Origin of the sequence: Streptomyces sp. NPDC024017, assembly GCF_040638895.1 — a bacterium.
Lineage (GTDB): Bacteria > Actinomycetota > Actinomycetes > Streptomycetales > Streptomycetaceae > Streptomyces.
Genome location: NZ_JBEZYZ010000014.1, coordinates 90,104 through 113,743, shown reverse-complemented (window position 1 = coordinate 113,743; position 23,640 = coordinate 90,104). Strand labels below are relative to the sequence as shown.

Annotated in this window: 20 protein-coding genes and 1 riboswitch; of the genes, 11 read left to right on the top strand and 9 right to left on the bottom strand. The window is 71.9% G+C overall.

The window, feature by feature from the left end; genetic code table 11:
- Positions 1–30: 30 nt before the first annotated feature.
- Entirely contained in the window at positions 31–1,719 is a 1,689-nt protein-coding gene (locus AB0G20_RS32785) for a DUF5691 domain-containing protein (RefSeq protein WP_361308702.1), read from the top strand.
- A gap of 227 nt (positions 1,720–1,946) precedes the next feature.
- On the opposite strand, the gene AB0G20_RS32780 is transcribed toward AB0G20_RS32785, so the two are convergent.
- Positions 1,947–2,363, bottom strand: coding sequence for a cobalamin B12-binding domain-containing protein (locus tag AB0G20_RS32780; protein ID WP_361308700.1), 417 nt, complete (start codon positions 2,361–2,363; stop codon positions 1,947–1,949).
- A 524-nt stretch (positions 2,364–2,887) separates the two neighbouring features.
- Between AB0G20_RS32780 and AB0G20_RS32775 the strand changes: the two genes are divergently transcribed.
- Both AB0G20_RS32775 and AB0G20_RS32770 read left to right on the top strand, forming a co-directional pair.
- Entirely contained in the window at positions 2,888–3,751 is an 864-nt protein-coding gene (locus AB0G20_RS32775) for an alpha/beta fold hydrolase (protein WP_361308698.1), read from the top strand.
- A 105-nt stretch (positions 3,752–3,856) separates the two neighbouring features.
- Entirely contained in the window at positions 3,857–5,509 is a 1,653-nt protein-coding gene (locus AB0G20_RS32770; protein ID WP_361308696.1) for a peptidoglycan DD-metalloendopeptidase family protein, read from the top strand.
- A gap of 58 nt (positions 5,510–5,567) precedes the next feature.
- Here AB0G20_RS32770 and pcrA read toward each other — a convergent pair whose 3' ends face one another.
- Positions 5,568–8,045 (bottom strand): DNA helicase PcrA, encoded by a 2,478-nt coding sequence (gene pcrA / locus AB0G20_RS32765; protein WP_361308694.1) that lies wholly within the window; start codon positions 8,043–8,045, stop codon positions 5,568–5,570.
- Between the two features lie 314 nt (positions 8,046–8,359).
- Positions 8,360–8,532, top strand: a riboswitch (cyclic di-AMP (ydaO/yuaA leader).
- A gap of 8 nt (positions 8,533–8,540) precedes the next feature.
- On the opposite strand from pcrA, the gene AB0G20_RS32760 reads away from it, so the two are divergent.
- The gene (locus AB0G20_RS32760; protein ID WP_361308692.1) at positions 8,541–9,719 is read left to right on the top strand and encodes an NlpC/P60 family protein; all 1,179 of its coding nucleotides are present in this window, start codon (positions 8,541–8,543) and stop codon (positions 9,717–9,719) included.
- 78 nt (positions 9,720–9,797) lie between these two features.
- Positions 9,798–10,727, top strand: a complete 930-nt coding sequence (locus AB0G20_RS32755) for a hypothetical protein (RefSeq protein WP_361308690.1) — start codon at positions 9,798–9,800, stop codon at positions 10,725–10,727.
- On the opposite strand, the gene AB0G20_RS32750 is transcribed toward AB0G20_RS32755, so the two are convergent.
- The gene (locus tag AB0G20_RS32750; RefSeq protein WP_361308688.1) at positions 10,705–11,058 is read right to left on the bottom strand and encodes a hypothetical protein; all 354 of its coding nucleotides are present in this window, start codon (positions 11,056–11,058) and stop codon (positions 10,705–10,707) included. The genes AB0G20_RS32755 and AB0G20_RS32750 overlap by 23 nt on opposite strands.
- Positions 11,059–11,478: 420 nt before the next feature.
- Between AB0G20_RS32750 and AB0G20_RS32745 the strand changes: the two genes are divergently transcribed.
- On the top strand, positions 11,479–12,537 hold the full coding sequence (locus AB0G20_RS32745) for an NlpC/P60 family protein (protein ID WP_361308686.1): 1,059 nt from the start codon (positions 11,479–11,481) through the stop codon (positions 12,535–12,537).
- Positions 12,538–12,583: 46 nt separating this feature from the next.
- Here the strand turns inward: AB0G20_RS32745 and AB0G20_RS32740 are convergent, their stop codons facing one another.
- Positions 12,584–13,324: a response regulator transcription factor gene (locus AB0G20_RS32740; protein ID WP_361308684.1), complete on the bottom strand. Its 741-nt coding sequence runs from the start codon at positions 13,322–13,324 to the stop codon at positions 12,584–12,586.
- Positions 13,321–14,613, bottom strand: coding sequence for a PspC domain-containing protein (locus AB0G20_RS32735; RefSeq protein WP_361308682.1), 1,293 nt, complete (start codon positions 14,611–14,613; stop codon positions 13,321–13,323). Before AB0G20_RS32735 ends, AB0G20_RS32740 begins: the two co-directional genes overlap by 4 nt.
- 177 nt (positions 14,614–14,790) lie before the next feature.
- On the opposite strand from AB0G20_RS32735, the gene AB0G20_RS32730 reads away from it, so the two are divergent.
- A complete protein-coding gene (locus AB0G20_RS32730) occupies positions 14,791–16,173 on the top strand; it encodes a PspC domain-containing protein (RefSeq protein ID WP_361308680.1) in 1,383 nt (460 codons plus the stop codon).
- Positions 16,160–16,384: a hypothetical protein gene (locus AB0G20_RS32725; protein ID WP_361308678.1), complete on the top strand. Its 225-nt coding sequence runs from the start codon at positions 16,160–16,162 to the stop codon at positions 16,382–16,384. The genes AB0G20_RS32730 and AB0G20_RS32725 overlap by 14 nt, the downstream gene beginning before the upstream one ends.
- 15 nt (positions 16,385–16,399) lie before the next feature.
- On the opposite strand, the gene AB0G20_RS32720 is transcribed toward AB0G20_RS32725, so the two are convergent.
- The gene (locus AB0G20_RS32720; RefSeq protein ID WP_361308676.1) at positions 16,400–16,930 is read right to left on the bottom strand and encodes a DoxX family membrane protein; all 531 of its coding nucleotides are present in this window, start codon (positions 16,928–16,930) and stop codon (positions 16,400–16,402) included.
- Positions 16,931–17,124: 194 nt separating this feature from the next.
- On the bottom strand, positions 17,125–18,501 hold the full coding sequence (locus tag AB0G20_RS32715; RefSeq protein ID WP_361308674.1) for a hypothetical protein: 1,377 nt from the start codon (positions 18,499–18,501) through the stop codon (positions 17,125–17,127).
- 184 nt (positions 18,502–18,685) lie between these two features.
- On the opposite strand from AB0G20_RS32715, the gene AB0G20_RS32710 reads away from it, so the two are divergent.
- Positions 18,686–19,549: a DUF4429 domain-containing protein gene (locus AB0G20_RS32710; RefSeq protein ID WP_361308672.1), complete on the top strand. Its 864-nt coding sequence runs from the start codon at positions 18,686–18,688 to the stop codon at positions 19,547–19,549.
- Between the two features lie 9 nt (positions 19,550–19,558).
- On the opposite strand, the gene AB0G20_RS32705 is transcribed toward AB0G20_RS32710, so the two are convergent.
- Positions 19,559–20,353, bottom strand: a complete 795-nt coding sequence (locus AB0G20_RS32705; protein ID WP_361308670.1) for a class II aldolase/adducin family protein — start codon at positions 20,351–20,353, stop codon at positions 19,559–19,561.
- A 189-nt stretch (positions 20,354–20,542) separates the two neighbouring features.
- Here AB0G20_RS32705 and AB0G20_RS32700 point away from each other — a divergent pair, with 189 nt between their 5' ends.
- On the top strand, positions 20,543–21,082 hold the full coding sequence (locus AB0G20_RS32700) for a pyridoxamine 5'-phosphate oxidase family protein (protein WP_361308668.1): 540 nt from the start codon (positions 20,543–20,545) through the stop codon (positions 21,080–21,082).
- Between the two features lie 9 nt (positions 21,083–21,091).
- Here the strand turns inward: AB0G20_RS32700 and guaA are convergent, their stop codons facing one another.
- Complete coding sequence (gene guaA, locus AB0G20_RS32695) at positions 21,092–22,672, bottom strand: glutamine-hydrolyzing GMP synthase (RefSeq protein WP_361308666.1); 1,581 nt, start codon at positions 22,670–22,672, stop codon at positions 21,092–21,094.
- On the opposite strand from guaA, the gene AB0G20_RS32690 reads away from it, so the two are divergent.
- Positions 22,666–23,283 carry a chorismate mutase gene (locus AB0G20_RS32690; RefSeq protein WP_361308664.1) on the top strand — a complete coding sequence of 206 codons (618 nt, stop codon included), beginning with the start codon at positions 22,666–22,668 and terminating at the stop codon, positions 23,281–23,283. The genes guaA and AB0G20_RS32690 overlap by 7 nt on opposite strands.
- The last annotated feature ends 357 nt before the right edge of the window (positions 23,284–23,640 follow it).

The following is a 23,640-nucleotide window of genomic DNA, read 5'->3' as shown; positions in this document are numbered from 1 at the left end:
ACCACCGGGCGCCCCGCGGAAAGGAAGCTCATGACCAGGACCTCCGCTTCTGTGGACGCGCCGGGCGCGGACACCTGGGAGGGGCTCGTCACCACCGCGCTGCTGGGCACCGACCGGCGCACCCCGCCGGGCACCGCGCCGGGCCCGGACGCCCCCGCGGCCCTGCTGGACGCGGCGGCGGTGGAGACCGTGCGGCGACGGGCCGGTCTGCGCCCGGCGCGGGCGGCCGAGCGTCCGCAGCCGGCTCCGGAGGACACGCGTCCCGCGCTGCCGGCGGCGGCCGCCCGCAGGCTCGCGATGCTGCTGGCCGACCGCCCCGGCCCGTCCGGCGGCGGCCGGCGGGGCACCGCGCCCGACCTGACGGAGTTGCTGCCGCAGTGGCTCGCGACGGCGAACGCCCGTAATTTCGCCCCGCCTCCGCAGGCGCTTCCGGCGTTGCTGGACGCGGCGCGGGGGCGTACCGACCTGCGTCCGGCGGCGCTGGAGTTCGCGGGGCCGCGGGCCCTGTGGCTGGCCCGGCTGAACCCGGACTGGCGGTTCGCCCTGCGTGCGACCCCGGGCGGTGGAGCGGCCCTGCCGCACCTCGAGGACGACGAGAGAATGCAGCAGCTCTGGCAGGAGGGCCTGTTCGCCGAACGCGTCGCCTTGCTGTCCGCCCTGCGTTCTCGCGAACCCGCCGCCGCACGCGCCCTGCTCGCGACGACATGGGCGACCGAACGGGCCGAGGACCGGCTGATGTTCCTCGACTCCCTGCGCGCGGGTCTCGGCCCGGACGACGAGCCGTTCCTGGAACAGGCCCTGGCCGACCGCAGCCGCAACGTCCGGGCGACGGCGGCGGAACTGCTGTCGGCCCTGCCCGGTTCGGCGCTCGCCGCGCGGATGGCGGCCAGGGCGGAGGCGTGCGTGGCCATCGACCACATGCAGTCCGCGCGGCCCGGAGGGACCGGTGTCGAGGACCGGGGACCCGGCGGGACCACGGGGACCACGGGGACCACCCCGACGATCGCCGTCGAGGCGCCGCACGAGTGCGATGCGGGCATGGAGCGCGACGGCGTCGTGGCGAAGGCCCCCGCAGGGCGCGGCGAACGGTCCTGGTGGCTCGGTCAGCTGGTGGAGGCGGCACCGCTCGGCACCTGGTCGCGGCGGCTCGGCGGGCGCACGCCCCGGGAGATCGTGGCGCTGCCGGTGGCGGACGACTGGCAGGGCGAACTGCACGCGGCGTGGTGCCGGGCGGCGGTGCGGCAGCGGGACGCCGAGTGGTCACGTGCGCTGCTCGGCGAGCCGTCGGCGCCGGAGGCGGGCGGCCCGGGTGCGGTGTCCCTGGCCGAACGCGCCAAGCTGCTCGGCACGCTGGGCGCCGCCGAACGGGCCGAGTGGGTGGCCGGCTTCATCGCCGCGCACGGGCTTTCCGAGGCTTTCCAGCTGCTCGGGGTGTGCGCGGTGCCCTGGGCGGCACCGCTCGGCCGGGCCGTGGTGGACGCGCTCAACATCGCTCGGGACGCGGGGAGTTATCCATGGAGTTTCAGCGGAGTCATGGGCCTGGCCGAGCGCTGCCTCGACCCGTCCGAGGCCTCCCGGCTCAACGCGCTGCTGGCCGTGCCCGACGAACCGGAGAACGCGTCCCCGGGAGCCGGTGGCTATTGGGCGGAGGCCTTCCAGCGCCTGGTCACGACCCTGCGTCTGCGCGCGGCGATGGCCGAGGAACTGGGAGCGGCTTGACCACTGTCCGCGCCTGCGGCGACGCGCACCACGACACGTCCGGCGACGGGCGCCGTGCGACATCCGGTGGCGGGTGCCCTCCAGCGACCAGCCGCTGCCGAGCATGCCGACGACGGGGACGGCCGGCACAGGCAGCCACCACCGGCCGCCCACTGCACCTGCCCCGCCAGGCCCGAGGCGCATCGGCCCCTGCCGGACGAGGGAGCCCGGGCCGGTCCGCCGGAGGCCTACGCCTGCGCAGGCTGGCGCGCGTTCGTCCGGACCCAGTCCACGATCGACGCCGTCGTGGCGCCCGGCGTGAAGATCTCCGCGACGCCCTTCTCCTTCAGCAGGGGGATGTCCGCCTCGGGGATGATCCCGCCGCCGAAGACCAGGATGTCCTCCGCGTCCCGCTCCCTGAGCAGGTCGATCACCGCCGCGAAGAGCGTGTTGTGCGCTCCGGAGAGGATGGACAGCCCGATCGCGTCGGCATCCTCCTGGAGCGCCGTGTCGACGACCTGCTCGGGAGTCTGGTGGAGCCCGGTGTAGATGACCTCCATACCGGCGTCGCGCAGGGCCCGCGCGATCACCTTGGCCCCGCGATCGTGGCCGTCGAGCCCCGGCTTGGCCACCACCACGCGGATCGGACCGGCTGCCACACCCATCACTGCCTCCATGAAGCGACTACATCCATCCGTACCGACAAGTACCGCACACATCGGGCAAGCCGTACACGCCGCACCGCACGGACACCCCGCCCCGCATCGTCCGGGCAAGTGAACGAACGTTATCTCCAGCATCCCGCAACCGGCAGTTTCGCGGTGGATAGCGAGGGGGAAATCACACGATGGGACAAGCGCAAGGGGAGTCGCATCGAGGTTGCCGTACCGCCGCACCATCCAGCACGCACCGCGGCGAAACGGGACTTCGGCGAAGGCACGCAGGGCAAGCACCGCACGCACAGCACGCAGGGCAGACACGGCGCACCAGCGGGGAGCCTCGTCACCCCACCGATCGGGGACCTCCTTCGCACCACCGGCGTCACACACGCCACACGCCGCGCTCTGCCCCCGCAGCTCACGCGGCTCACGCCGCTCTTGCGGTCATCGCCGGCCGTCTTCGCAGCTGCTTTCCACGAGAGCACACGGGGGGCGAAGCCGTCCTCCCGCGTGCCGACAGGAGGTCGGCCATGAAGGTCACCAGGGCTGCTCTGCCCTTTCTTCCGTTCTGCGAGCGCCTGCTTCCGGGCAGACTGGCGGGACTCTCCCTGGCTCTCCTGAAGGCCACCGCCCTGGAGATCGCGATCCTGGCCGGGCATCTCCTCCTCTACCCCTCCGGCATCACGCAGGAGCGGCGCGCCCCCGTGCCGGCACTGCCCGCGGACGGCGCCGCCCAACTGCCCAGGGAGGCCAAGCCGCCGGTCGTCCTGCTGCACGGCTTCATCGACAACCGCTCGGTCTTCGTCCTGCTGCGCCGCAGCCTCGCCCAGCACGGCAGGCAGCAGATCGAGTCCCTCAACTACTCGCCGCTGACCTGTGACATACGTGCCGCCGCCGAGCTGCTCGGCCGGCACATCGAGGAGATCTGCGAGCGTACGGATGCCAGGCAGGTCGACGTCGTCGGACACAGCCTCGGCGGCCTGATAGCGCGTTACTACGTGCAGCGGCTCGGCGGCGACACACGCGTGCGGACCCTTGTCACGCTCGGCACGCCGCACTCGGGAACCCGAGTGGCGCCCTTCGCGAACGCGCACCCCATCGTGCGCCAGATGCGCCCCGGCTCACCGGTGCTCGAGGAGCTCACTCTGCCCGCCCCTGACTGCCGAACGCACTTCGTCAGCTTCTGGAGCGACCTGGACCATGTGATGGACCCGCCGGAGTCGGCCTGCATCGACCATCCCGATCTGACGGCGCAGAACGTGCGCGTGACCGGCATCGGTCATCTCGCCCTGCCCGTGCACCCCGCCGTCGCCAACGGCATACGGCAGGTCCTCGACACGGCCCACCCGGGTGAAACGTCCGCCGAACACACCGACGGTCTGACGGTCGCCTGAGATTCGTCATACAGCGGTCACTCGACGACGAAGCACCGATCAACATCGAACAAACTTCGAACACAGGGCCAAACCCGTGCCCGCAGTCCGCCAAAACACGGCCGAATGCCCGTTTCCTGCGCGCGCGAAACCTGCGGAAGATTGTCGTGCCCGCGTACCGCCGGGTACAGTCGCCGCACTGCTCTGGCAGCCCCTGTTGTCGAGGCGAAAGAGAAGTTGGTGAACGACCGTCACCCGTCGGGGACCATGACCCCGGCTCCGGCTTCCGACGCCGCCTCGGCGCACTACGCGTCGTACGGCACCCAGGAAGCCCAGTACGGCGACTTCACCACGTACGGCGACCACGCCGCCACCGGATTTGACGCCACCGGTACCCACGGCGCCGGCTTCGACGCCACCGGGCACGCCACCGCCAGCTTCGCGACCGACCCCCTCTTCGGCGACATGCCGGGCAGCGGCCACGACACCGGTACATACGACACCGGCCACTGGCCCACCGGCACGCACGAGAACGTGCACTACGACGCGTACGCGGCCCAGCACCACGCCGCCTATGACACCGGCGTCTACGACACGACCTCCTGGACGGCCGAGCAGCAGCCGATGTCGGCCATCCCCTCCCAGGCCCCGTCTCCCGACGCCACCGGGCAGTGGGACGCCGGCGCGTGGCTCCAGCCCGACCAGTCGGGCAACCCCGCCGACCACACCCAGCAGTGGGACTGGGGCACGCAGACCTTCGACACGGGCGCCTACGACGCCACGCAGTGGAACTCCGACGGCACCGCCGCACCGGCTCCCGACGCGTACGAGCACCCCGCTGAAACCTTCGACCAGCACGAGACCGCGACGTTCGACCAGGTCACGTACGACGAGTCCGCCGAAGCCGGCTACCACGACCCCGCCGCGGACGACGCCGAGCCGGCCACCACCGGTGAACTGCCCGTCGTCGCCCCGCTCCTGGACGGCCAGGAGGACATCACCCCGGCCCCGTCCTCGCGGGCCGCGTCGCGCGCCGGTTCCCGTTCCCGCCGCCGTACGCCGCCCAAGCGCTCGGCGCTGATGACCATCGCGGTGCCCTCGGCGTGCGTGATGGGTGTCGCGGGGATCGCCGCGGCCTCCGTCGGCAGCTTCGCCGACGACAGTGCCGCGGAGGCGCAGACGACCGCGGCGGACGTGCAGCCGGTCAAACCGGCCGCCGCCAACAACAAGCTGGACACACAGCTGCAGAGCCTCTCCGCCGGCGCCGACGACTTCGCCGACCGGGCCAGCCGTACGCAGGAGCGCATCGACCTCAAGGCCCAGCAGGCGGCCGAGAAGAAGCGGGCGGCAGAAGAGGCGGCCCGCAAGGAGAGGCTGCGCCCCAAGTTCGCCCTGCCGGTCGCGCGACACGGCCTCAGCGCCACCTACGGCCAGTCCGGCATCAACTGGATGTCCCTGCACACCGGCATCGACTTCCCCGTCTCGTACGGCACGACCGTGATGGCCGCGACCGACGGCACCGTCCGCACCCAGTGGAACAGCGCGTACGGCAACATGCTGATCCTGACCGCGAAGGACGGCACGGAGACGTGGTACTGCCACCTCTCCACCTACACGGTCCCCTCGGGCACGACCGTGAAGGCCGGCGATCCGATCGCGCGCTCCGGCAACTCCGGCAACTCCACCGGCCCGCACCTGCACTTCGAGGTGCGCCCGGGCGGCGGCTCGGCGATCGACCCTCTCCCCTGGCTGCGCAGCCACGGCATCGACCCGATGTGACGTCCCGGCAGCCCCCGTCCGTCGAACGGGCAGGGGCCCACCGGCTCACCTCACGGCGCTACAGCTTCTCCACCGGCGCGTACCGCAGCAGCAGCCGCTTCGGCTTGGTGTCGCCGAAGTCGATCGTCGCCTCGGCGTTGCCGCCCGTGCCCTTGACCCCGACGACGGTGCCGAGCCCGAACTGGTCGTGCGTGACCCGGTCCCCGACCGCCAGTGAGACCACCGGCTTCTCGGAGGTGCGGCGCGTGGCGAAACCGGAGGCGCCCGACGCCGAGGAGCGCGAGCGGGACGAGGACAGCGAGGCCGCCACCGCCGAGACCGGCCCGGAGGCCGCGGGTGCGGTCGCTCCCGTCCGCTTCCACTCCACGTGGGTCGGCGGGATCTCCTCCAGGAACCGGGAGGGCGGGTTGTACGACGGCTGGCCCCAGGCACTGCGCAGGGTGGACCGCGTCAGATACAGCCGCTCCCGCGCGCGCGTGATGCCGACGTAGGCCAGGCGCCGCTCCTCCTCCAGCTCCTTGGTCTGGCCGAGGGCGCGCATGTGCGGGAAGACGCCGTCCTCCATGCCGGTCAGGAAGACGACCGGGAACTCCAGGCCCTTGGCGGTGTGCAGCGTCATCAGCGTGATGACGCCGTCGCCGTCCTCCTCGTCGGGGATCTGGTCGGAGTCGGCGACCAGCGCGACCTGCTCGAGGAAGTCGGACAGGGTGCTCTGCTCCTCCTCGCCGCGCTCCTGCTCGAACTCCATGGCGACGGCGGCGAGTTCCTGGAGGTTCTCGATCCGGGTCTCGTCCTGCGGGTCGGTGGAGGCCTGGAGCTCGGCGAGGTACCCGGTGCGCTCCAGGACGGCCTCCAGCACCGTGGCCGGTCCGGCGCCGGACTCGACGATGGTGCGGAGGTCCTCCATCAGCGTGTTGAACCGCTTGACGGCGTTGGTGGAGCGCGCGGCCATGCCGTACGCCTCGTCGACGCGCTTGAGCGCCTGCGGGAAGCTGATCTTCTCCCGCTGGGACAGGGCGTCGATCATCGCCTCGGCGCGGTCGCCGATGCCCCGCTTGGGGACGTTGAGGATCCGGCGCAGCGGCACCGAGTCCTCCGGGTTGGCCAGGACGCGCAGGTAGGCCAGGACGTCCCGGACCTCCTTGCGCTCGTAGAAGCGGACGCCGCCGACGACCTTGTAGGGCAGGCCGACGCGGATGAAGACCTCTTCGAAGACACGGGACTGGGCGTTGGTGCGGTAGAAGACGGCGACGTCTCCGGCCTTCGCCTCGCCGGCGTCCGTGAGGCGGTCTATCTCGTCGGCGACGAACTGCGCCTCGTCGTGCTCGGTGTCGGCGACGTACCCGGTGATCGTGGCGCCCGCGCCCGCGTTGGTCCACAGGTTCTTGGGGCGGCGGGACTCGTTGCGCTCGATGACCGCGTTGGCGGCGCTGAGGATCGTCTGCGTGGAGCGGTAGTTCTGCTCGAGCAGGATCGTCGTGGCGTCCGGGTAGTCCTCCTCGAACTGGAGGATGTTGCGGATCGTCGCGCCGCGGAAGGCGTAGATCGACTGGTCGGCGTCGCCCACCACGCACAGCTCGGCGGGCGGGACCTCGGCCTCGGGCGGTACGTCGACGGGGTGCTCGGAGGTGCCGACCAGCTCGCGGACCAGGGCGTACTGGGCGTGGTTGGTGTCCTGGTACTCGTCCACCAGGACGTGCCGGAAGCGGCGGCGGTAGTGCTCGGCGACGTCCGGGAAGGCGCGCAGCAGATTGACCGTCGTCATGATCAGGTCGTCGAAGTCGAGGGCGTTCGCCTCGCGCAGCCGCGACTGGTACATGGCGTAGGCCTGGGCGAGCGTCTTCTCGAAGCCGTCGGTGGCCTGGGCTGCGAAGTCCTCCTCGTCGATCAGCTCGTTCTTCAGGTTGCTGATCTTGGCGCTGAAGGACTTCGGCGGGAAGCGCTTGGGGTCGAGGTCCAGGTCACGGCAGACCAGGGCCATCAGACGCTTGGAGTCGGCGGCGTCGTAGATCGAGAAGGAGGAGGTGAAGCCGAGCTTCTTGCTCTCCCGCCGCAGGATGCGCACGCACGCGCTGTGGAACGTCATGACCCACATGGCGTTCGCGCGCGGGCCGACGAGCTGCTCGACGCGCTCCTTCATCTCGCCGGCGGCCTTGTTGGTGAAGGTGATCGCGAGGATCTGGCCCGGGTGCGCGCCGCGCTCGGCGAGCAGGTGGGCGATGCGGTGCGTGAGCACCCGGGTCTTGCCTGAGCCGGCGCCGGCCACGATGAGCAGCGGGGAGCCGGAGTGGACGACGGCGGCGCGCTGGTTGTCGTTCAGCCCCTCCAGGAGGGCGGCGGTGTCCACCACCGGGCGGGGGGCGCCGTCCCGGTAGTAGGCGTCCCGGTCCGGGGGCACGTCGAACTTCCCGCCGAACAGATCGTCCGGAATCGGCTCCGGAACGTGATCGTCCTCGGGTGGCGGCGGGGGCTCGTCCGCGGGGCCCCGCTGGGCCTGGAGGTTCGCCAGGAAGCTGTCGTCAAAGAGGCTGCTCATCGCTCTCCGAGTCTAGGGCGCCCCACTGACAGCCCGCCGCCGCCCTGAGAACATCGCCCCGCTCCCGGCATCCCGCCGACCGCCCGGCGGCCCATTGTCGCCCTCCATGACCGCTTGATCACGGTCTGCCACACCCCCCGCAATTGCGGACCATCCATGACCAACCATCCCTGATCATTCACTCTCCGCAACGCTCAGGAATAAGGTCACGAAAATGTATCGGGCATATCACCCATCAACCTTCACAAGGGCCACACGAGTTGGCTACCGTGCGACCAGGCCGCACGACCCCCACCGGCGAACGTCGCCGGGCCGCGCGGCCTCCGCCGAGTCCGGCGTGCCGCAGCGGCAGCCGGAGCCGGGGACCCAACCGTGAACCTGGGGTGAATCGGCCCGACTCCCTGTGCGGAGAAGGCCGTAGGGCAAACCTTCCGAACCACCCGCCCGAACCCGACAGCTAACCCGGTAGGCGGAACATGGAAGGAGTCGCCTCCCTTGGCGTCGCACCGCAAGTCGCGTCCTACGGGTACGCGCGTGGCAGGCATACGGACCCCCGCCCTCGCAACGGCGGCCCTCACGTCCGTGGCCCTGCTGTCCCAGTCGGCCAACGCCGCACCCGAGGCCGACGACAAGCCCAGCCTCGAGGAAGTCGAGAAGAAGGTCGACGACCTGTACCGCCAGGCCGAGTCGGCGACCGACAAGTACAACGCGGCCAAGGAGAAGACCGCGAAGCAGCGCAAGCGCGTCGACACCCTCCTGGACGACGTCGCCCAGCGCACCCAGAAGCTCAACGAGGCGCGCGAGGAGCTGGGTTCCTTCGCCTCCGCCCAGTACCGCACCGGCGCCGCCGCCCCGGACACGGCGACGTTCCTGCTCGCGGACACCCCGCAGGACTACTTCGACCAGAACCAGCTGATGGACCGGATGACGGGCCGTCAGAAGGTCGCGGTCGACGACTACGTCACGCAGCAGTCCGAGACGATGAAGAAGCGCCAGGAGGCCACCGACAGCCTGGAGACGCTGACCGAGTCGCAGGGCGATCTGAAGACGGCCAAGGCCACCGTCCAGCGCAAGCTCGCCGACGCGCGCGAGCTGATGTCGAAGCTGACCGCCGAGGAGAAGGCCCGGCTCGCGGCGATCGAGAAGGAGAAGCGCGAGGAGGCGGCCCGCAAGGCCGCCGAGCTGGCCCGGCAGCAGGCCGCGCAGCAGAAGGCGCAGGACGAGGCCGCTCAGCAGCAGGACAGCGGGTCTACGTCCTCGGGGTCCTCGACCTCCGGCTCGTCCACCTCGACAGCCCCGGCCGACTCCTCGTACGCCACCAAGGCCGACAAGGCGCTCGCCTTCGCCCGCGCCCAGATCGGCAAGCCGTACGTGTGGGGCGCCGTCGGACCCGGCTCCTACGACTGCTCCGGCCTCACCCAGGCCGCCTGGAAGGCCGCCGGCGTCACCCTGCCGCGCACCACCTACGACCAGGTGAACGCCGGCACCACGGTCCCGCTCTCCCAGGCCCAGCCCGGTGACCTGGTCTTCTTCTACGACGACGTCACCCACGTCGGGATCTACATCGGCAACGGCATGATGATCCACGCCCCGAAGCCCGGCACGTACGTGCGCGAGGAGTCGATCTACTACGACGGCGAGTCGGCGATCCACAGCGTGGTGCGCCCGGCCTGAGAAGTCCGCTCACGTTTTTGAGGGGCACGCGCGCGTGCCCCTCTCGTAACGCGCGCGGCGCTCTCTAGCATCGGCGCTATGTCCGGTCCCTCCCCGTTTGCCACCTGGTGGGCGACGTATGCGCTGGCGACCGGCATCGTGTCGGTCGGTCTCGACCCGGCGGGGTACGAGGTCCTCTCCCGCATCGCCCTCGCCCTGGCCTGCGCGGCCTGGCTGGTGGCGGCCGCGGGGCTCGCCCAGCGGACGCACGGCGGGTGGCGGGCGGAGACGCCGGCCGCGCTCACCGCCGTGGCGGCGGCCGCCGTCCTCGGCACCGGCTTCTCCGCGGCCGGCCTGCAGACCCTGGCCGAGGCGCTGCTGGCGCTCGCCGTGCTGCTCTGGGCGGTGCTGCTCACCGTGGAGGCCGAGGGGCGGCGGGGAACGGTGTTCCTGCGCTGCGTGGCCACCCAGGGGCTCGCCGTGCTCGGCGCCACGCTCGCAGCGGCCGACTCGGCGGCCTGGCTCGCCCACGCCGCTCTTGTGCTGTTCTGGCTGGGGCTCGCCCTCTACTGCTTCGCCCTGTTCCGCTTCCAGCCCCGGCAGGTGGAGGAGGGGCGCGGGGACCACTGGCTCGCGGCGGGCGCCCTGGCCGTCTCTTCACTGGCCGGGGCGCAGCTCCTCGACGCCGACAGCGCGCGCCTGTACCTGTGGAACGAGGAGAACTCCGCCACCCTGCGCACGACGACCGTCACGCTGCTCGTGCTCGCGCTGATCGCCTGCGTCGCCCTGCTCCTCGCCGAGCTCTTCTGGCCCCGGCACCACTACGACGTGCGGCGCTGGGCGACCGTGTTCGCCGCGGCCGTGACGGCCGCGGCCGCCCTGGCGGTCGCCGCCGCCCTCGACGTCCCCTGGCTCGGCGTCGCCGGAGAGGCGCTGCTGTGGATCGCGGTGGCCGCGTGGCTCGGGTGCACCGCCTGGGCCCTCGCCTCCGCCCGGCACGCCCGGGTCAGGTCCAGAGGACGGCGATGAAGATGTTCGCCGTGGTCAGCAGACCGACCAGGCCGAAGAGGCCCTTGTCCACCTTCTCGTCGTCCCGCTTCACATAGACCAGGCCGAGGATCACGATCAGCAGGGCCAGCTTCACGCCGATCTTGATGTTGTTCACGGACTGGTCGTCGGCCTGGTTGAGGCCGACCAGGATCACACCGGTGACCAGCATCGTCAGCGCGCCGTGCAGCATCGCGGGGGTGAAGCGGGCGGCACCCTCGCCCATCGCCTTCATCTGGGTGAGGAAGCCACCCAGGAGCGAGGCGATGCCGATGATGTGGAGGCCGACGAAGAGGTGGATGAGTACGTCCATGAGGCCGGAGCCTATTCAGGGGCTCCGAGGCCACCCGACACCGGCCCGGGGATGCATATATCCGCCCCATAGCACCCGATCACGGTCACTCGCTCATGATTCGGCGCTTCGGTCATCACGCTGAGTGAAGTCGACGGCTCCGCGGCGGGGCCGCGGTCGCATACGGTCACCGCCGATCCTCTCGAAACACTTCCGCACACCTGCCACCGGCCCGCGACGGCGACATTTAGCGTCCTCCACCAGGTGCCCGGCTCCCCACCGCCGCCCGGGCCAGGGGCGGCAGTCGGACACCACCGCCGAAAAGTCCGGCGGCGGTCCGCTCCCCCTGTGCGGGCCGTCGCCGGACGCGCAGGCCGCCCGTCCGCTCCCCCGGCGGCCGCACGCACCCGTCGGCGGTCGAGGAAAGGACGTGGCCTCCAGTTGGCAGCGCACCGCAAGCCCCGACAGCGCTCGATGGGTGGCGGCAAGGCCCGTACGGCCGCCACGATCGCCCTCGCGGGCGCGGCGACGGCGACGGGCTTCGACGGAACCGGACACGCCGAGCCCCAGCTCACCCCCGGCCAGGTCAAGGCCAAGGTGGACAAGCTGTACCAGGAGGCGGAGGTCGCCACCGAGAAGTACAACGGCGCGAAGGAGAAGGCCGACGCGGCCGGGCAGCGGCTGAAGAACCTCCAGGACCAGGCGGCGCGCAAGGAGGAGCGGCTCAACTCCGCCCGCGACGCCCTGGGTTCGGTCGCCGCCGCGCAGTACCGCGCCGGCGGCCTCGACCCCGCGGTGCAGCTCGCCCTGTCCGACGATCCCGACCGGTACCTCGAGAACGCCGAGTTCGTCGAGCGGGCCGGCAACCGGCAGAACGCCGCCGTCGCGCGTGTACGCAAGCAGCTCCGGGAGATCGAGCAGCTGCGCGGGGCCGCCCATGTCGAGCTGACATCGTTGAAGTCGCGGCGGACGGAGCTGAAGCAGCACAAGGAGACGATCACCGGCAAGCTGGGCTCGGCACGGCGGCTGCTGTCCCGGCTCGACGTGCAGGAACGTTCCCGGCTGGGCGCATCGCAGGACCGCGCCTCGCGCTCGACGGGCGCACGGGACACCCTCGCGGCCCCCGGCTCCGCCTCGTCCCAGGCGACCGACTCCCGTGCGGCCGCGGCCGTCTCCTACGCCTACCAGAAGCTCGGCAGCCCCTACGTCTGGGGCGCCACCGGTCCGAACGCCTTCGACTGCTCGGGCCTCGTCCAGGCCGCGTACCGCGCCGCGGGCGTCGCCCTGCCCCGCACGACGTACTCCCAGATCGCCGCCGGCCGCCGCGTCTCCCGCTCCGAACTCCTCCCCGGCGACCTGGTCTTCTTCTACGCCGGCATCAGCCATGTCGGCATCTACGTGGGCAACGGCCGGATGATCCACGCGCCGAACTCCTCCGCGCCGGTACGCGTCGCGCCGCTGGACGAGATGCCGTACGCGGGGGCGACCCGGGTGGTCTGACCGGGTGGGCGGACGGGCCCGCCGGGCGTGGGCCCGTCGCCCCGGGTCACACCAGCCGGCGTGCCGTGGCCCAGCGCGTCAGCTCGTGCCGGTTGGAGAGCTGGAGCTTGCGCAGGACCGCCGAGACATGCGACTCGACCGTCTTCACGGAGATGTACAGCTGCTTGGCGATCTCCTTGTACGCGTAGCCTCGCGCGATGAGCCGCAGCACCTCGCGCTCGCGCTGGGTGAGGCGGTCCATGTCCTCGTCGACCGGCGGGGCGTCCGTGGAGGCGAAGGCGTCCAGGACGAACCCGGCCAGGCGGGGGGAGAAGACCGCGTCTCCCTCCTGGACACGGAAGATGGAGTCCACGAGGTCCGTGCCGGTGATCGTCTTGGTGACGTACCCGCGGGCCCCGCCGCGGATCACGCCGATCACGTCCTCCGCCGCGTCCGACACGGACAGCGCGAGGAAGCGGACCGGCTGCTCGGTGTCGCCCATCAACGGGGCGCAGCGGCGCAGCACTTCGACGCCGCCCCCACCCGGCAGGTGCACGTCGAGGAGCACCACCTCGGGCCGGGTCGCGGTGATCACCGTGACCGCCTGGTCGACGTCCGCGGCCTCACCGACGACCTCGACACCGGTCTGCTCGGTCTGCCCGATCTCGGCCTGGACCCCCGTACGGAACATGCGGTGGTCGTCCACGAGGACCACGCGTACGCGACGCCCGGGGCCACCGCCCGACTCCGCGGGCCCGGCCGCCTCCGCCGATCCCGCCGTACCGTTCGCCTCGGTCGGGTCGCTCATGACGTCTTCTCCGCCCTCTCCATCTCCAGCTCGACCTCCGTGCCGCCGTCCGGCACCGCGCGCAGCCGCGCCGTGCCGCCGTTGCGCTCCATGCGGCCGATGATCGATTCTCTGACACCCATCCGGTCGGCGGGTATCGAGTCGAGGTCGAAGCCGGGGCCGCGGTCCCGGACGGACACGAAGACCGTCTTCCCCTCGACCTCGGCGAAGACCTGTACGGCGCCGCCCTCGCCACCGTACTTGGCGGCGTTCACCATTGCTTCCCGCGCGGCCTGCATCTGTGCGGCGATCCTCTCGTCGAGCGGGCAGTCGCCCACGACCACGACCTCGATGGGCACGCCGTGCTTGTCCTCCACCTCGGCCGCGTTGCGCCGCACGGCGTCGGCGAGAGTGGTGGGTTCGTCGGCCTCGTCCTTGCCGGTGCCCTCGGGCTTGTAGAGCCAGGTGCGCAGGTCGCGCTCCTGGGCACGGGCCAGGCGGCGCACCTCGTTCGCGTTCTCCGCGTTGCGCTGGATCAGGGTGAGGGTGTGCAGCACCGAGTCGTGCACATGAGCGGCGACCTCCGCACGCTCCTGGGCCCGGATACGCATCAGGCGCTCCTCGGAGAGGTCCTGCGTCATACGCACCAGGTACGGCCCGGCGAGCAGCGTTATCCCGACGAGGACCGCGAGGGCCGCCTGCAGGACGGAGCCGAGGTGGGCCGCGGAACCCTGCAGGACGAAGATGCCGGAGACGCCGGCCGTCACCAGCAGCACCCCGCCCACCGAGCGCAGCAGCGTGACCGTGCGCCGGCGGCGGCCGACCTCGACCCAGCGGGCCCGGCGGGCGTTGTCCGCCTGCCGCCAGACCAGGGCGACGCCCGCGCCGACCAGCACCATCGGCCAGAGGTACGCCCTTGCTCCGCCGCTGAGGTTCACGTTGCCCACGAAGACCATGGCCACCACGACCATGAGGAGCAGGGCCACGATCTGGCCCTTGTCGGGCCTGCGCGCGACGAGTCTGCGGCGGCCCTCGGGCGATGTCTCCGCGGCCACCGGCGACGGCGGCTTCTGCGCCTCGACACCGCCGACGCCGAGCGGGACGAAGAACCAGAACGCCGCGTACAGCAGCGCGCCGAGGCCGTCGGCCATGAACAGGCCGACGAACACGAGCCGTACCCAGATCACGGGCAGCCCGAGATGCCCGGCGAGGCCCCGCGCCACGCCCCCGAGCCAGCGTCCGTCACTGCTGCGGTAGAGCTTGCGCGGCGGCCGCGGTTCGGCGAGGGGCGCGCTTGCGGCTTCCGACATGCCATTGATGGTCACACGTGCGGGAGGCCGGAGCATCAGGGTCGGCCCCTGAGGCTCCCCTGATCTGAGCGGACCGCCCCTCGAAAGCTTCCCGAGCCGCTTCTCAGGGCCGATATCAGGGTCCGGCCAGGGTCGTTCCGACTCCCGCCGGGGCGCCGCGCCCGTCACCATGGACCCATGACCGATCACGAGCACGCCGCGACGGGGCCGGGACCCGGGCGCGCGGACGCGGGAGGACAGGGAGGAGCACCCGGTACGGCCGCCCCCGAGGAAAACCTCCCGGCCGGGCCGCCGCACGCGTTCCGCCGCGACCGCCGCCACAAGACCCTGGCCGGCGTCTGCGCCGGACTCGGGCGGCAGTGCGACATGGACCCGGTGATCTTCCGCATCACCCTCGCCGTGCTCTCCGCCACCGGCGGCATCGGCCTTCTCTTCTACGGCTTCGCCTGGCTCTTCGTCCCGTACGACGACGAGGACGAGAACGAGGTCCGCAAACTGCTCACCGGCCGCGTCGACGGCCAGGCCCTGGTGGCCGTGCTGTTCGCGCTGGTCGGCAGCGGGGTGTTCCTGACCATGCTGAACAACGGCGGGGTGCTCACCTTCGCCGTCGTCCTCTCCCTCATCCTCGCGGGCGCCGGTTACTGGTCGCGCCAGCGCGGCGCACCCAGCCCCGACCCCATCGCCGCCCAGGCCGCCGCCGACGCCCCGCCGGAGCCCCAGGCGCCGCCGGTGCTCCTCACCTCCCCGTCCTGGTGGCGCGACCCGATCGTCAAGGACGGCACCCACATCGGCGGCACGGGCTATCTGTGGGGCCCCCGCGACACCCACGACCTGGATGTCGCCGCAGCCGTCGACATCAGCCTCGGCACCCAGCCCGGCACCCGGGAGGACATACCCGCCCAGCGCCCCCGGCCGCCCCGGCCGCGCGGCCCCCGCTGGATCGGCGGCTGGGTCTTCCTCCTGGCCCTGCTCGCCGGAGCCCTGGGCACGAGCCGCACCTGGGACGGGCATCCGCTCGGCACCAGCCTGCAGACGGGCCTGGCCTGCGCGCTCGCCGTCCTGGGCCTCGGCATGGCCGTCAGCGCCTTCCTGGGCCGGACCGGCGCCGGTTCGATCTTCCTGGCGATCGTCACGGCCGGCCTGCTCGCCGGCGCGGCGGCCCTGCCCAAGGACATCGACACCCACTGGGCGCGCACCACCTGGCAGCCCGCCACGGTGGCGGACGTACGGCAGCGATACGACCTGGGCACCGGCGTCGGCACCCTGGACCTGAGCAGGCTGGACGTGTCCGGGAAGCAGACGGTCACGACGCGGGCGGAGGTCGGCATGGGCCGGATCAAGGTGCTCGTGCCCGAGGACGTGACCGTGCGGCTGGACGTCGAGGTGGGCATCGGCGACCTCCAGCTGCCGGGCGACGACCCGAAGGACGTGGACGTGCAGCCGGGACGGCACAAGGAGATGACCCTCTCCCCCTCCGAGGGCGCCGAGAAGTCCGGCACCATCGACCTGGACCTCCGGGTCGGCATGGGACAGGTGGAGGTGACCCGTGCTACGTCATGAGTTCCAGCCCGGAAAGCTGGTCGCCGGCACCGTCCTCGTGCTGGCGGGCGTCCTCTACGCCGGTGACGCGGGCGGCGCCTGGGAGACCCCGTGGTTCGTGGCGATCCCCCTCGTCACGGGCGGGCTGTGCCTGGCGGGCGCGGTGGCGTTCCTGACGGGCCGGGTACGGCGACGCCGCCAGGGAGCACGCAGGGGCGCGGACCCGGCGTGACGGTGAGCGGCCTGCTCACCGGAATCCGCCGCTTCGCTGCCGTCGCCGCGATCGCAGCGCGGCATCGAGGGACAGCACCGGCGCGCCCGCCAGGATCAGGGGGATCCAGGCCATGAGGTAGGCGAGGTCGTTGCCGTAGTAGTACGGGTCGGAGGCCCAGCTCACGGTCAGCCAGAGGCTGAGGGAGATCAGTGCGCCGCCGAGCGCGGCCAGCCGGGCGAGCAGACCGAGCAGGGTGCCGATGCCGACGGCCAGTTCTCCGAAGGCGATGGCGTAGCCGAAACCGACGGGGCTCTTGAGGGAGAGGTCGACGAGGGCGGGGATGGCGGAGGAGTCGCGTACGGCACGCATCATGTCGCCGATCGACCCGGCACCGGAGTCCTTCATGAAGGCGCTGTCGGTGATTTTGTCCAGGCCGGCGTAGATGAAGGTGACGCCGAGGAAGATGCGCAGGGGCAGGAGGGCGTAGCGGGTGGCGGTGTCCCGCCAGCCTCCCCCATGGCCGAAGTGGGGGGTGTGCGTATCCGTGCGCATACTGTGAGTCATCGCTGCTAGCCGCCTCTCGCCGCCGATGCCGAGACCCCCTCAACAGACCATACGTACGGCGAACGAACCGCGCTCAATCCCGGCGCGAACGGCTTTTCCCGACTTGCCGGGTCGTCAAGTGGCGGGTAGGGAGCGGCGCGACCGGCGTCGGTGCCGCCGGCTCACGCCCGTCGGGACGGCATCCTCCCGCGCCCTCACTCCGTCACGTCGACCGCATACCGGTTCGTCTCCACCCCCGCCGCGGTGACCACCTGCACCTCCACCCGCCCCGGTTCCACATCGGCCGGCACCGGCACCGTCAGCAGCGTGTCCGTGGGGTTGCGGAACCCCCCGGGCACCGGCACCAACGGCACGTGGACATGCACCGCGCCCACGCGCACGACCATCCGGGCCAGCCGGTCGGCTCCCTGCGCCCCCGGCGGCACGAAGCCGGCGCCCCGGATCTCGATGTCGTCCCCGGTGCGGATCGGCCCGTCCAGGTCACCCGCCTCCCGGGCCCGGACCACGGAGAGGATGACCGGCCGGCCGCCCTCCGCGTACTTGCCGGCCAGATACGTCGCCGCCGACACCAGCACCACCACGGCCAGCCCCCACGGCAGATCCGGCAGCTGCTCCGGCCGCCTGGCCAGCCGTACCGCCGCGAAGACCAGGGCGACACCGCTGATCACGACGTACTGGATGTCGGCGAAGGTGCCCCGCCCCGCGTCGTCGGTCAGCAGGTCGGCGGCCCGTGGCCGGCCGGCACGTACCTTCTGCAGCCGTTGCCCCAGCACCCGCAGCCCGACCACCCGCCGCACGAGCACGGCGATCCCGCACACCACGGCGAGCACGGTCACGACCCCGGCGCCCCGGGCGAGTTCCAGCCCGGAGAGCAGCGCGTCCCGGTCCCGGTGCCGGGAGGCGGCGGCCAGCCGCCCCGCGAGGACGAGCACCGAGTAGGCCACGAAGAGCACCCACGCGGCGGCGACCGTACGGGACGTGGACAGCCGGTTGTCCTCACCGATCACGGGCGCCAGCACCCCGCCCTTCGCCCGGTGGAACCACGACGCGGCGGTCAGCGACAGCGCCATCACCAGCGCCGCGGCGAGCCCGGCCGTACGCGCCGCCGTCCAGCCCGCACCGACCGCCGTGAGGGCCTGCCCGAGCAGCAGCACCACCACGGCGGCCCACACGACGCCCGCCGTGCGCCGCCACAGGCCCGTCAGCCAGGCCTGCCCCTCGGCCCGCCCCCGCTCGGCGACCTGCTCGGCGGACTGGGCCAGTTCCTCGGAGACCCACTGGCGGGAGGCCGACGCGGAGTGGGCCACCGCGGCCGGCAGCCCCTGCCCGGCCGCGAACTCGTCCCGCCGGCGCAGGAAGGCGGCGACGGCCCGCCGGTGCCCCTCGCGCGCCCCGTGCGGGCAGTCCCCGCAGGCGCACCCACCCCCGTGCGTGCCGCCGGATCCGCCCGGGTGACCACCGGTGTGACCACCGGCCCAGCCACCCGAGTACCCCTCGGCATAGGCACCCGCATGCGCACCCGCGTACCCGCCCGCGTCCGCGCCGCCCTGTCCCGCCTCCCGCACCGCCACGCCCGACGCCCGCCTTCCCGCGACCCAACCACCGCCGGCCTTCCGGACCCCGGAAACACCGCTGTGCAACTCCCGTGCGACGAAAGCGAATTGTGCCCTACACCACCCGGTTCGCGTCCGCCCGGTCTGGTCAACACGGGTGAAGTTCGGCGCGTCCTGTTGACCCGGCTGGGAGAATTCCCCTATGGCCGAGATCATCCAGCGTGACGGGACCTGGGCCTTCGACGGCGAAACGGTCCGGATCACGCCCGGTCTGCGCCGCTCCGTACCGCTGTTCCGGCAGACGTACGGAGAGATCACCGTGCCGCTCGCGGCGGTCTCCGGCATCGTCCTGGAAACCGAACGCAGGCGCGGGCGGCTGCGGTTGCGGCTGCGTGAGGGCGCCGACCCCCTGCTCCAGGCGACCGGCGGGCGGCTGCCGGACGCGGCCGATCCCTACCGGCTGACGGTGGACGCCGACCGGACGGGGGTCGCCGAGTACGTCGCCGAGGAGATCCGCCGCGCGCTGCTTCTCGACCGGGTCCCGAAGGACCCGGTGACGGCCTACCTGCTGCCCGGCCCGCCGGTTCCGGTGTCGGTGCGCACCTCGGACGGGACGGTCTCCTTCGACGGCACCCGGGTACGGATCGACTGGGCCGACACCGCCGAGCGGGTCAAACGCGCCACCGGCCCGCGGATCATCACCATGGGCGACCTCGTCCGGGTCGAGTGGTTGCCGAACACCGGTCACGAGGACGGGTCCCTGCGTTTCGTGACCCGCGAGGCGGTGGGGTCGACACTGCCGCCGGAGAAGGACCCATGCGCCCTGGCCCTGTGGGGCAGCGCCCGCCGGGACCTGCTCACCGCGCTCGTCGCCTCGGCGGTCACCGCCCGGCTGCCGCACCCGTCCACGCACAGCGCCGCTGCCACCGACGGCGAGCACCCCTCCCCCGCCCACCAGGACGTACTCCTGCGCCGGCTGCGCGAGCTGGGCCGGCTCCACCGCGACGGCGTGCTCACGGACGAGGAGTTCGCGAGGACGAAGGCAGTGGTGCTGCGGGGCTTCTGAGGGGCCCGTCTAGCTCAGCAGGCCCGGCTCGCTCCGGGTGACGTCCTCCCACATCGGCTGGTAGTTGATCCACGCCACCAGGTCGCCGCCCAACTGCTCCCGCGTCGCCACGGCCATCCGGTGGTCGATCCGCACCGGCCGCCCGGCCGCCTGCGCCGTCAGCTGCACCTGGCAGGAGCGCTCCATCGACACGAACCACCAGGCCGCCGCGTCCACCGAGTCGCCGACGGTCAGCAGCCCGTGGTTGCGCAGGACGAGCGCCTTGCGGGAGCCGAGCACCGCCGCGATGCGCCGCCCCTCCTCGGCGTCGACGGAGACGCCGGTGTACGTGTCGTAGAGGGCGTGATCCTCGTAGAAGGCGCAGCTCTCCTGGGTGATCGGCTCCAGCAGCTCGCCGAGCGCCGCGAGCGCCCTGCCGTGCACCGAGTGGCAGTGGGCGACGGCGACCACGTCGGGCCGGGCGGCGTGGACCTGGGCGTGCACGGTGAAGGCCGCCTGGTTGACGTGGTAGCCGCCCTCGACGACCTGGCCGTCCTGGTTGGCGAGCACGAGGTCGCTCACGGTGACGTGCCGGAAGGGCATCCCGAACGGGTTGACCCAGAAGCAGTCGGTGAATTCGGGGTCGCGGGCGGTGATGTGCCCGGACACGCCGTCCTCGAAGCCGAGCCGGCCGAAGATCCTCAGGGCGCCCGCGAGCCGTTCCTTGCGGTGCCGGCGCTCGTCCTCGACCGACTCGTGCATCGGCGGCATGGCGAATCGCAGCCGGTCGGTGGGCAGCGGCAGGGGCGGGGTGGGCCCGTGCATAGGTCCTCCAGCACTGGTTCTGCGTACGGGCGGAAGTTACCGTCCGTGAGGCCGGGAAGAACAGAAGCGTTTCGTGAAGATGCCACGAGCGCCCCTGTGAGCACCCTGTGCCCACACGTGTGCCCCCTGGCTCCCCGACCCCACGAATAGCCGACAGAAGATGTCGGATTTCGGCGCGACACTCTCCTCATGACAGCGAACTGGGCGGACTTCGTCACCGCCGAACCGGATCTGGCCGGCACCGTCGAGAAGCGTTTCGGCGCCTACACCCACCACATCCTCGCCACCCTCCGTAAGGACGGTTCGCCCCGCACCAGCGGCCTGGAGGTGCGATTCCTGAACGGCGAACTGTGGCTCGGCATGATGCCGGACTCGCTCAAGGCCCTCGACCTGCGCCGCGACCCGCGCTTCGCGCTCCAGGCGAACCCCGGGGAGGGCACGGGCATGGGCGGCGGCGACGTCCGGATCAGCGGCCGGGCGATCGAGGTCGACGATGTGGAGACCAAGGCCGGATACGTCGAAGAGGTGGAACCGCCGGAGCCGTTCCACCTCTTCGACGATGTGGAGACCAAGGCCGGATACGTCGAAGAGGTGGAACCGCCGGAGCCGTTCCACCTCTTCCGCACCGAGCTGACGGAGATCGTGCGGACCTACGTCGAGGACGACACCTACCTCGTCGTCCAGGTCTGGACGCCCGGCGCACCCTTGCGCACGATCAAGCGCACGTAGGGCTCGGGGTCACTCCCACTCGATGGTGCCCGGCGGCTTCGAGGTCACGTCGAGGACGACACGGTTGACGTCCTTGACCTCGTTCGTGATCCGCGTGGAGATCCGGGCGAGGACCTCGTACGGCAGGCGCGACCAGTCGGCCGTCATGGCGTCCTCGGACGAGACGGGACGCAGGACGATGGGGTGGCCGTAGGTGCGGCCGTCGCCCTGGACGCCGACGCTGCGGACGTCGGCGAGCAGGACCACCGGGCACTGCCAGATGTCGCGGTCGAGGCCGGCCGTCGTCAGCTCCTCGCGGGCGATGGCGTCGGCCTCGCGCAGCAGGTCCAGGCGCTCCTTGGTGACCTCGCCGACGATCCGGATGCCGAGGCCGGGGCCAGGGAACGGCTGGCGCTGGACGATCTCCTCCGGCAGGCCGAGCTCCTGGCCGACCATGCGGACCTCGTCCTTGAAGAGCTTGCGCAGCGGCTCGATCAGCTGGAACTCGAGGTCCTCGGGCAGGCCGCCCACGTTGTGGTGGGACTTGATGTTGGCCGTGCCGGTGCCGCCGCCGGACTCGACGACGTCCGGGTAGAGCGTGCCCTGCACGAGGAACTCCACGGCCGGGCCCTGGTCGGCGATGATCTCGGCCTGGGCCTGCTCGAAGACCCGGATGAACTCGCGGCCGATGATCTTCCGCTTCTCCTCGGGGTCGGAGACCCCGGCCAGCGCCTTGAGGAACCGCTCCTCGGCGTCCACGACCTTCAGCTGCACGCCGGTCGCGGCGACGAAGTCCTTCTCGACCTGCTCGGTCTCGCCCTTGCGCATCAGGCCGTGGTCGACGTACACGCAGGTCAGCTGGGAGCCGATGGCCTTCTGGACGAGGGCCGCGGCGACCGCGGAGTCCACGCCGCCGGACAGGCCGCAGATGGCGCGCCGGTCGCCGACCTGCTCGCGGATGGCGGCGACCTGCTCCTCGATCACGCTGCCCGTGGTCCAGGAGGGCGTCAGGCCCGCCCCCCGGTAGAGGAAGTGCTCCAGCACCTGCTGCCCGTGCGTGGAGTGCATCACCTCGGGGTGGTACTGGACGCCGTAGAGCTTCTTCTCGTCGTTCTCGAAGGCGGCGACCGGCACGACGTCCGTGGAGGCCGTGACGGAGAAGCCCTCGGGGGCGGCGGAGCAGGCGTCGCCGTGGGACATCCAGACGGCCTGCTCGGCGGGGGTGCCCTCGAAGAGGGTGGAGGACACCTTGGAGACGTGCAGGTCGGTGCGGCCGTACTCGCGGGCACCGGTGTTGTCGACGGTGCCGCCGAGGGTCCGCGCCATCAGCTGGAAGCCGTAGCACATGCCGAAGACGGGGACGCCGGCCTCGAAGAGCGCACGGTCCAGGCTGGGCGCGCCCTCCTCGTAGACCGACGAGGGGCCGCCGGAGAGGATGATCGCCGCGGGGTTCTTGGCGAGCATCTCCTGGACCGGCATGGTGCTCGGCACGATCTCGCTGTAGACCCGCGCCTCGCGGACACGACGGGCGATGAGCTGGGCGTACTGCGCGCCGAAGTCGACGACCAGGACGGTGTCGGCGGCGGCGGCAGCGGAAGTCGCTGATGACACGGGGTGCCTTCCGGCGGTGGGGCGGGGGTCTTGTGCCACCCGATTCTACCGGGGGGCCGCCGGGCTCCTTCCGGGTGCCGGACGGCGGCCTCGTCTCAGGATGCGAACCGGCTTGGACGGCCCCCGGAGGCGGTGCATACTTGCCCCCATGTTCAAGCACCAGACGTTCGTCTTTACCTATGGCATCCGGCCCGCCGGACGCCATGGTCGTGCTGCTTGAGCTACTGACAAGCGACTTCCCAGGCGCCCCGGGCCGACAAGGCCCGGGGCGTCTGTCGTCGTCCGGGCCGTGCCGCCCCGGGGCAGCCCCTGACGACGAGGAGCCCCCTATGACCGCCATCGACGTGACCGGCGCCCGCACCACCGAGGCCGCCGACGTGATCACCGGCGCGCGCGAGCGGATCGACGCGCTCGACGACCGGATCATCGGCCTGATCCAGGAACGGGTGGCCGTCTCCGCCGTCATCCAGGAGGCGCGGATCGCCTCCGGCGGCCGGCGCGTGAACCTCTCCCGCGAGATGGACGTCCTCGGCCACTACAGGGAGGCGCTGGGCAAGCCGGGCACCGCGCTCGCGATGACCCTGCTGGAGCTGTGCCGCGGCAAGATCTGAAGCCGCGTCGCCGCCGGGATCGGTGTTCCCGGGACAGACGTGCGCATCCCTCTCACCCGTACGGCGCGTGACCGCCCGGGCACGACCTCGTTGGTCCCGGTGTCCGTGCCAGCCAGGGGCGGGCCCGAAAGAACCACGCGTGGCTCACTGGGGCGATGAGGCGCACGGATCGTGCCGTGCGTCGTGGGACCTCGCTCCAGGGAAGTGACCGGACGGCAGGGGACAGCAGCCCGGTCACCCAAGAGAACGGTGGGCCCCGGGGACGCCCGGGGTCCACCGGCGGACCTTGCATAAATGCACAAGTCTGGGTCAAACGGTTGCGGGCGCCGCGTTCATCCAGCACGATGCGTACACAGC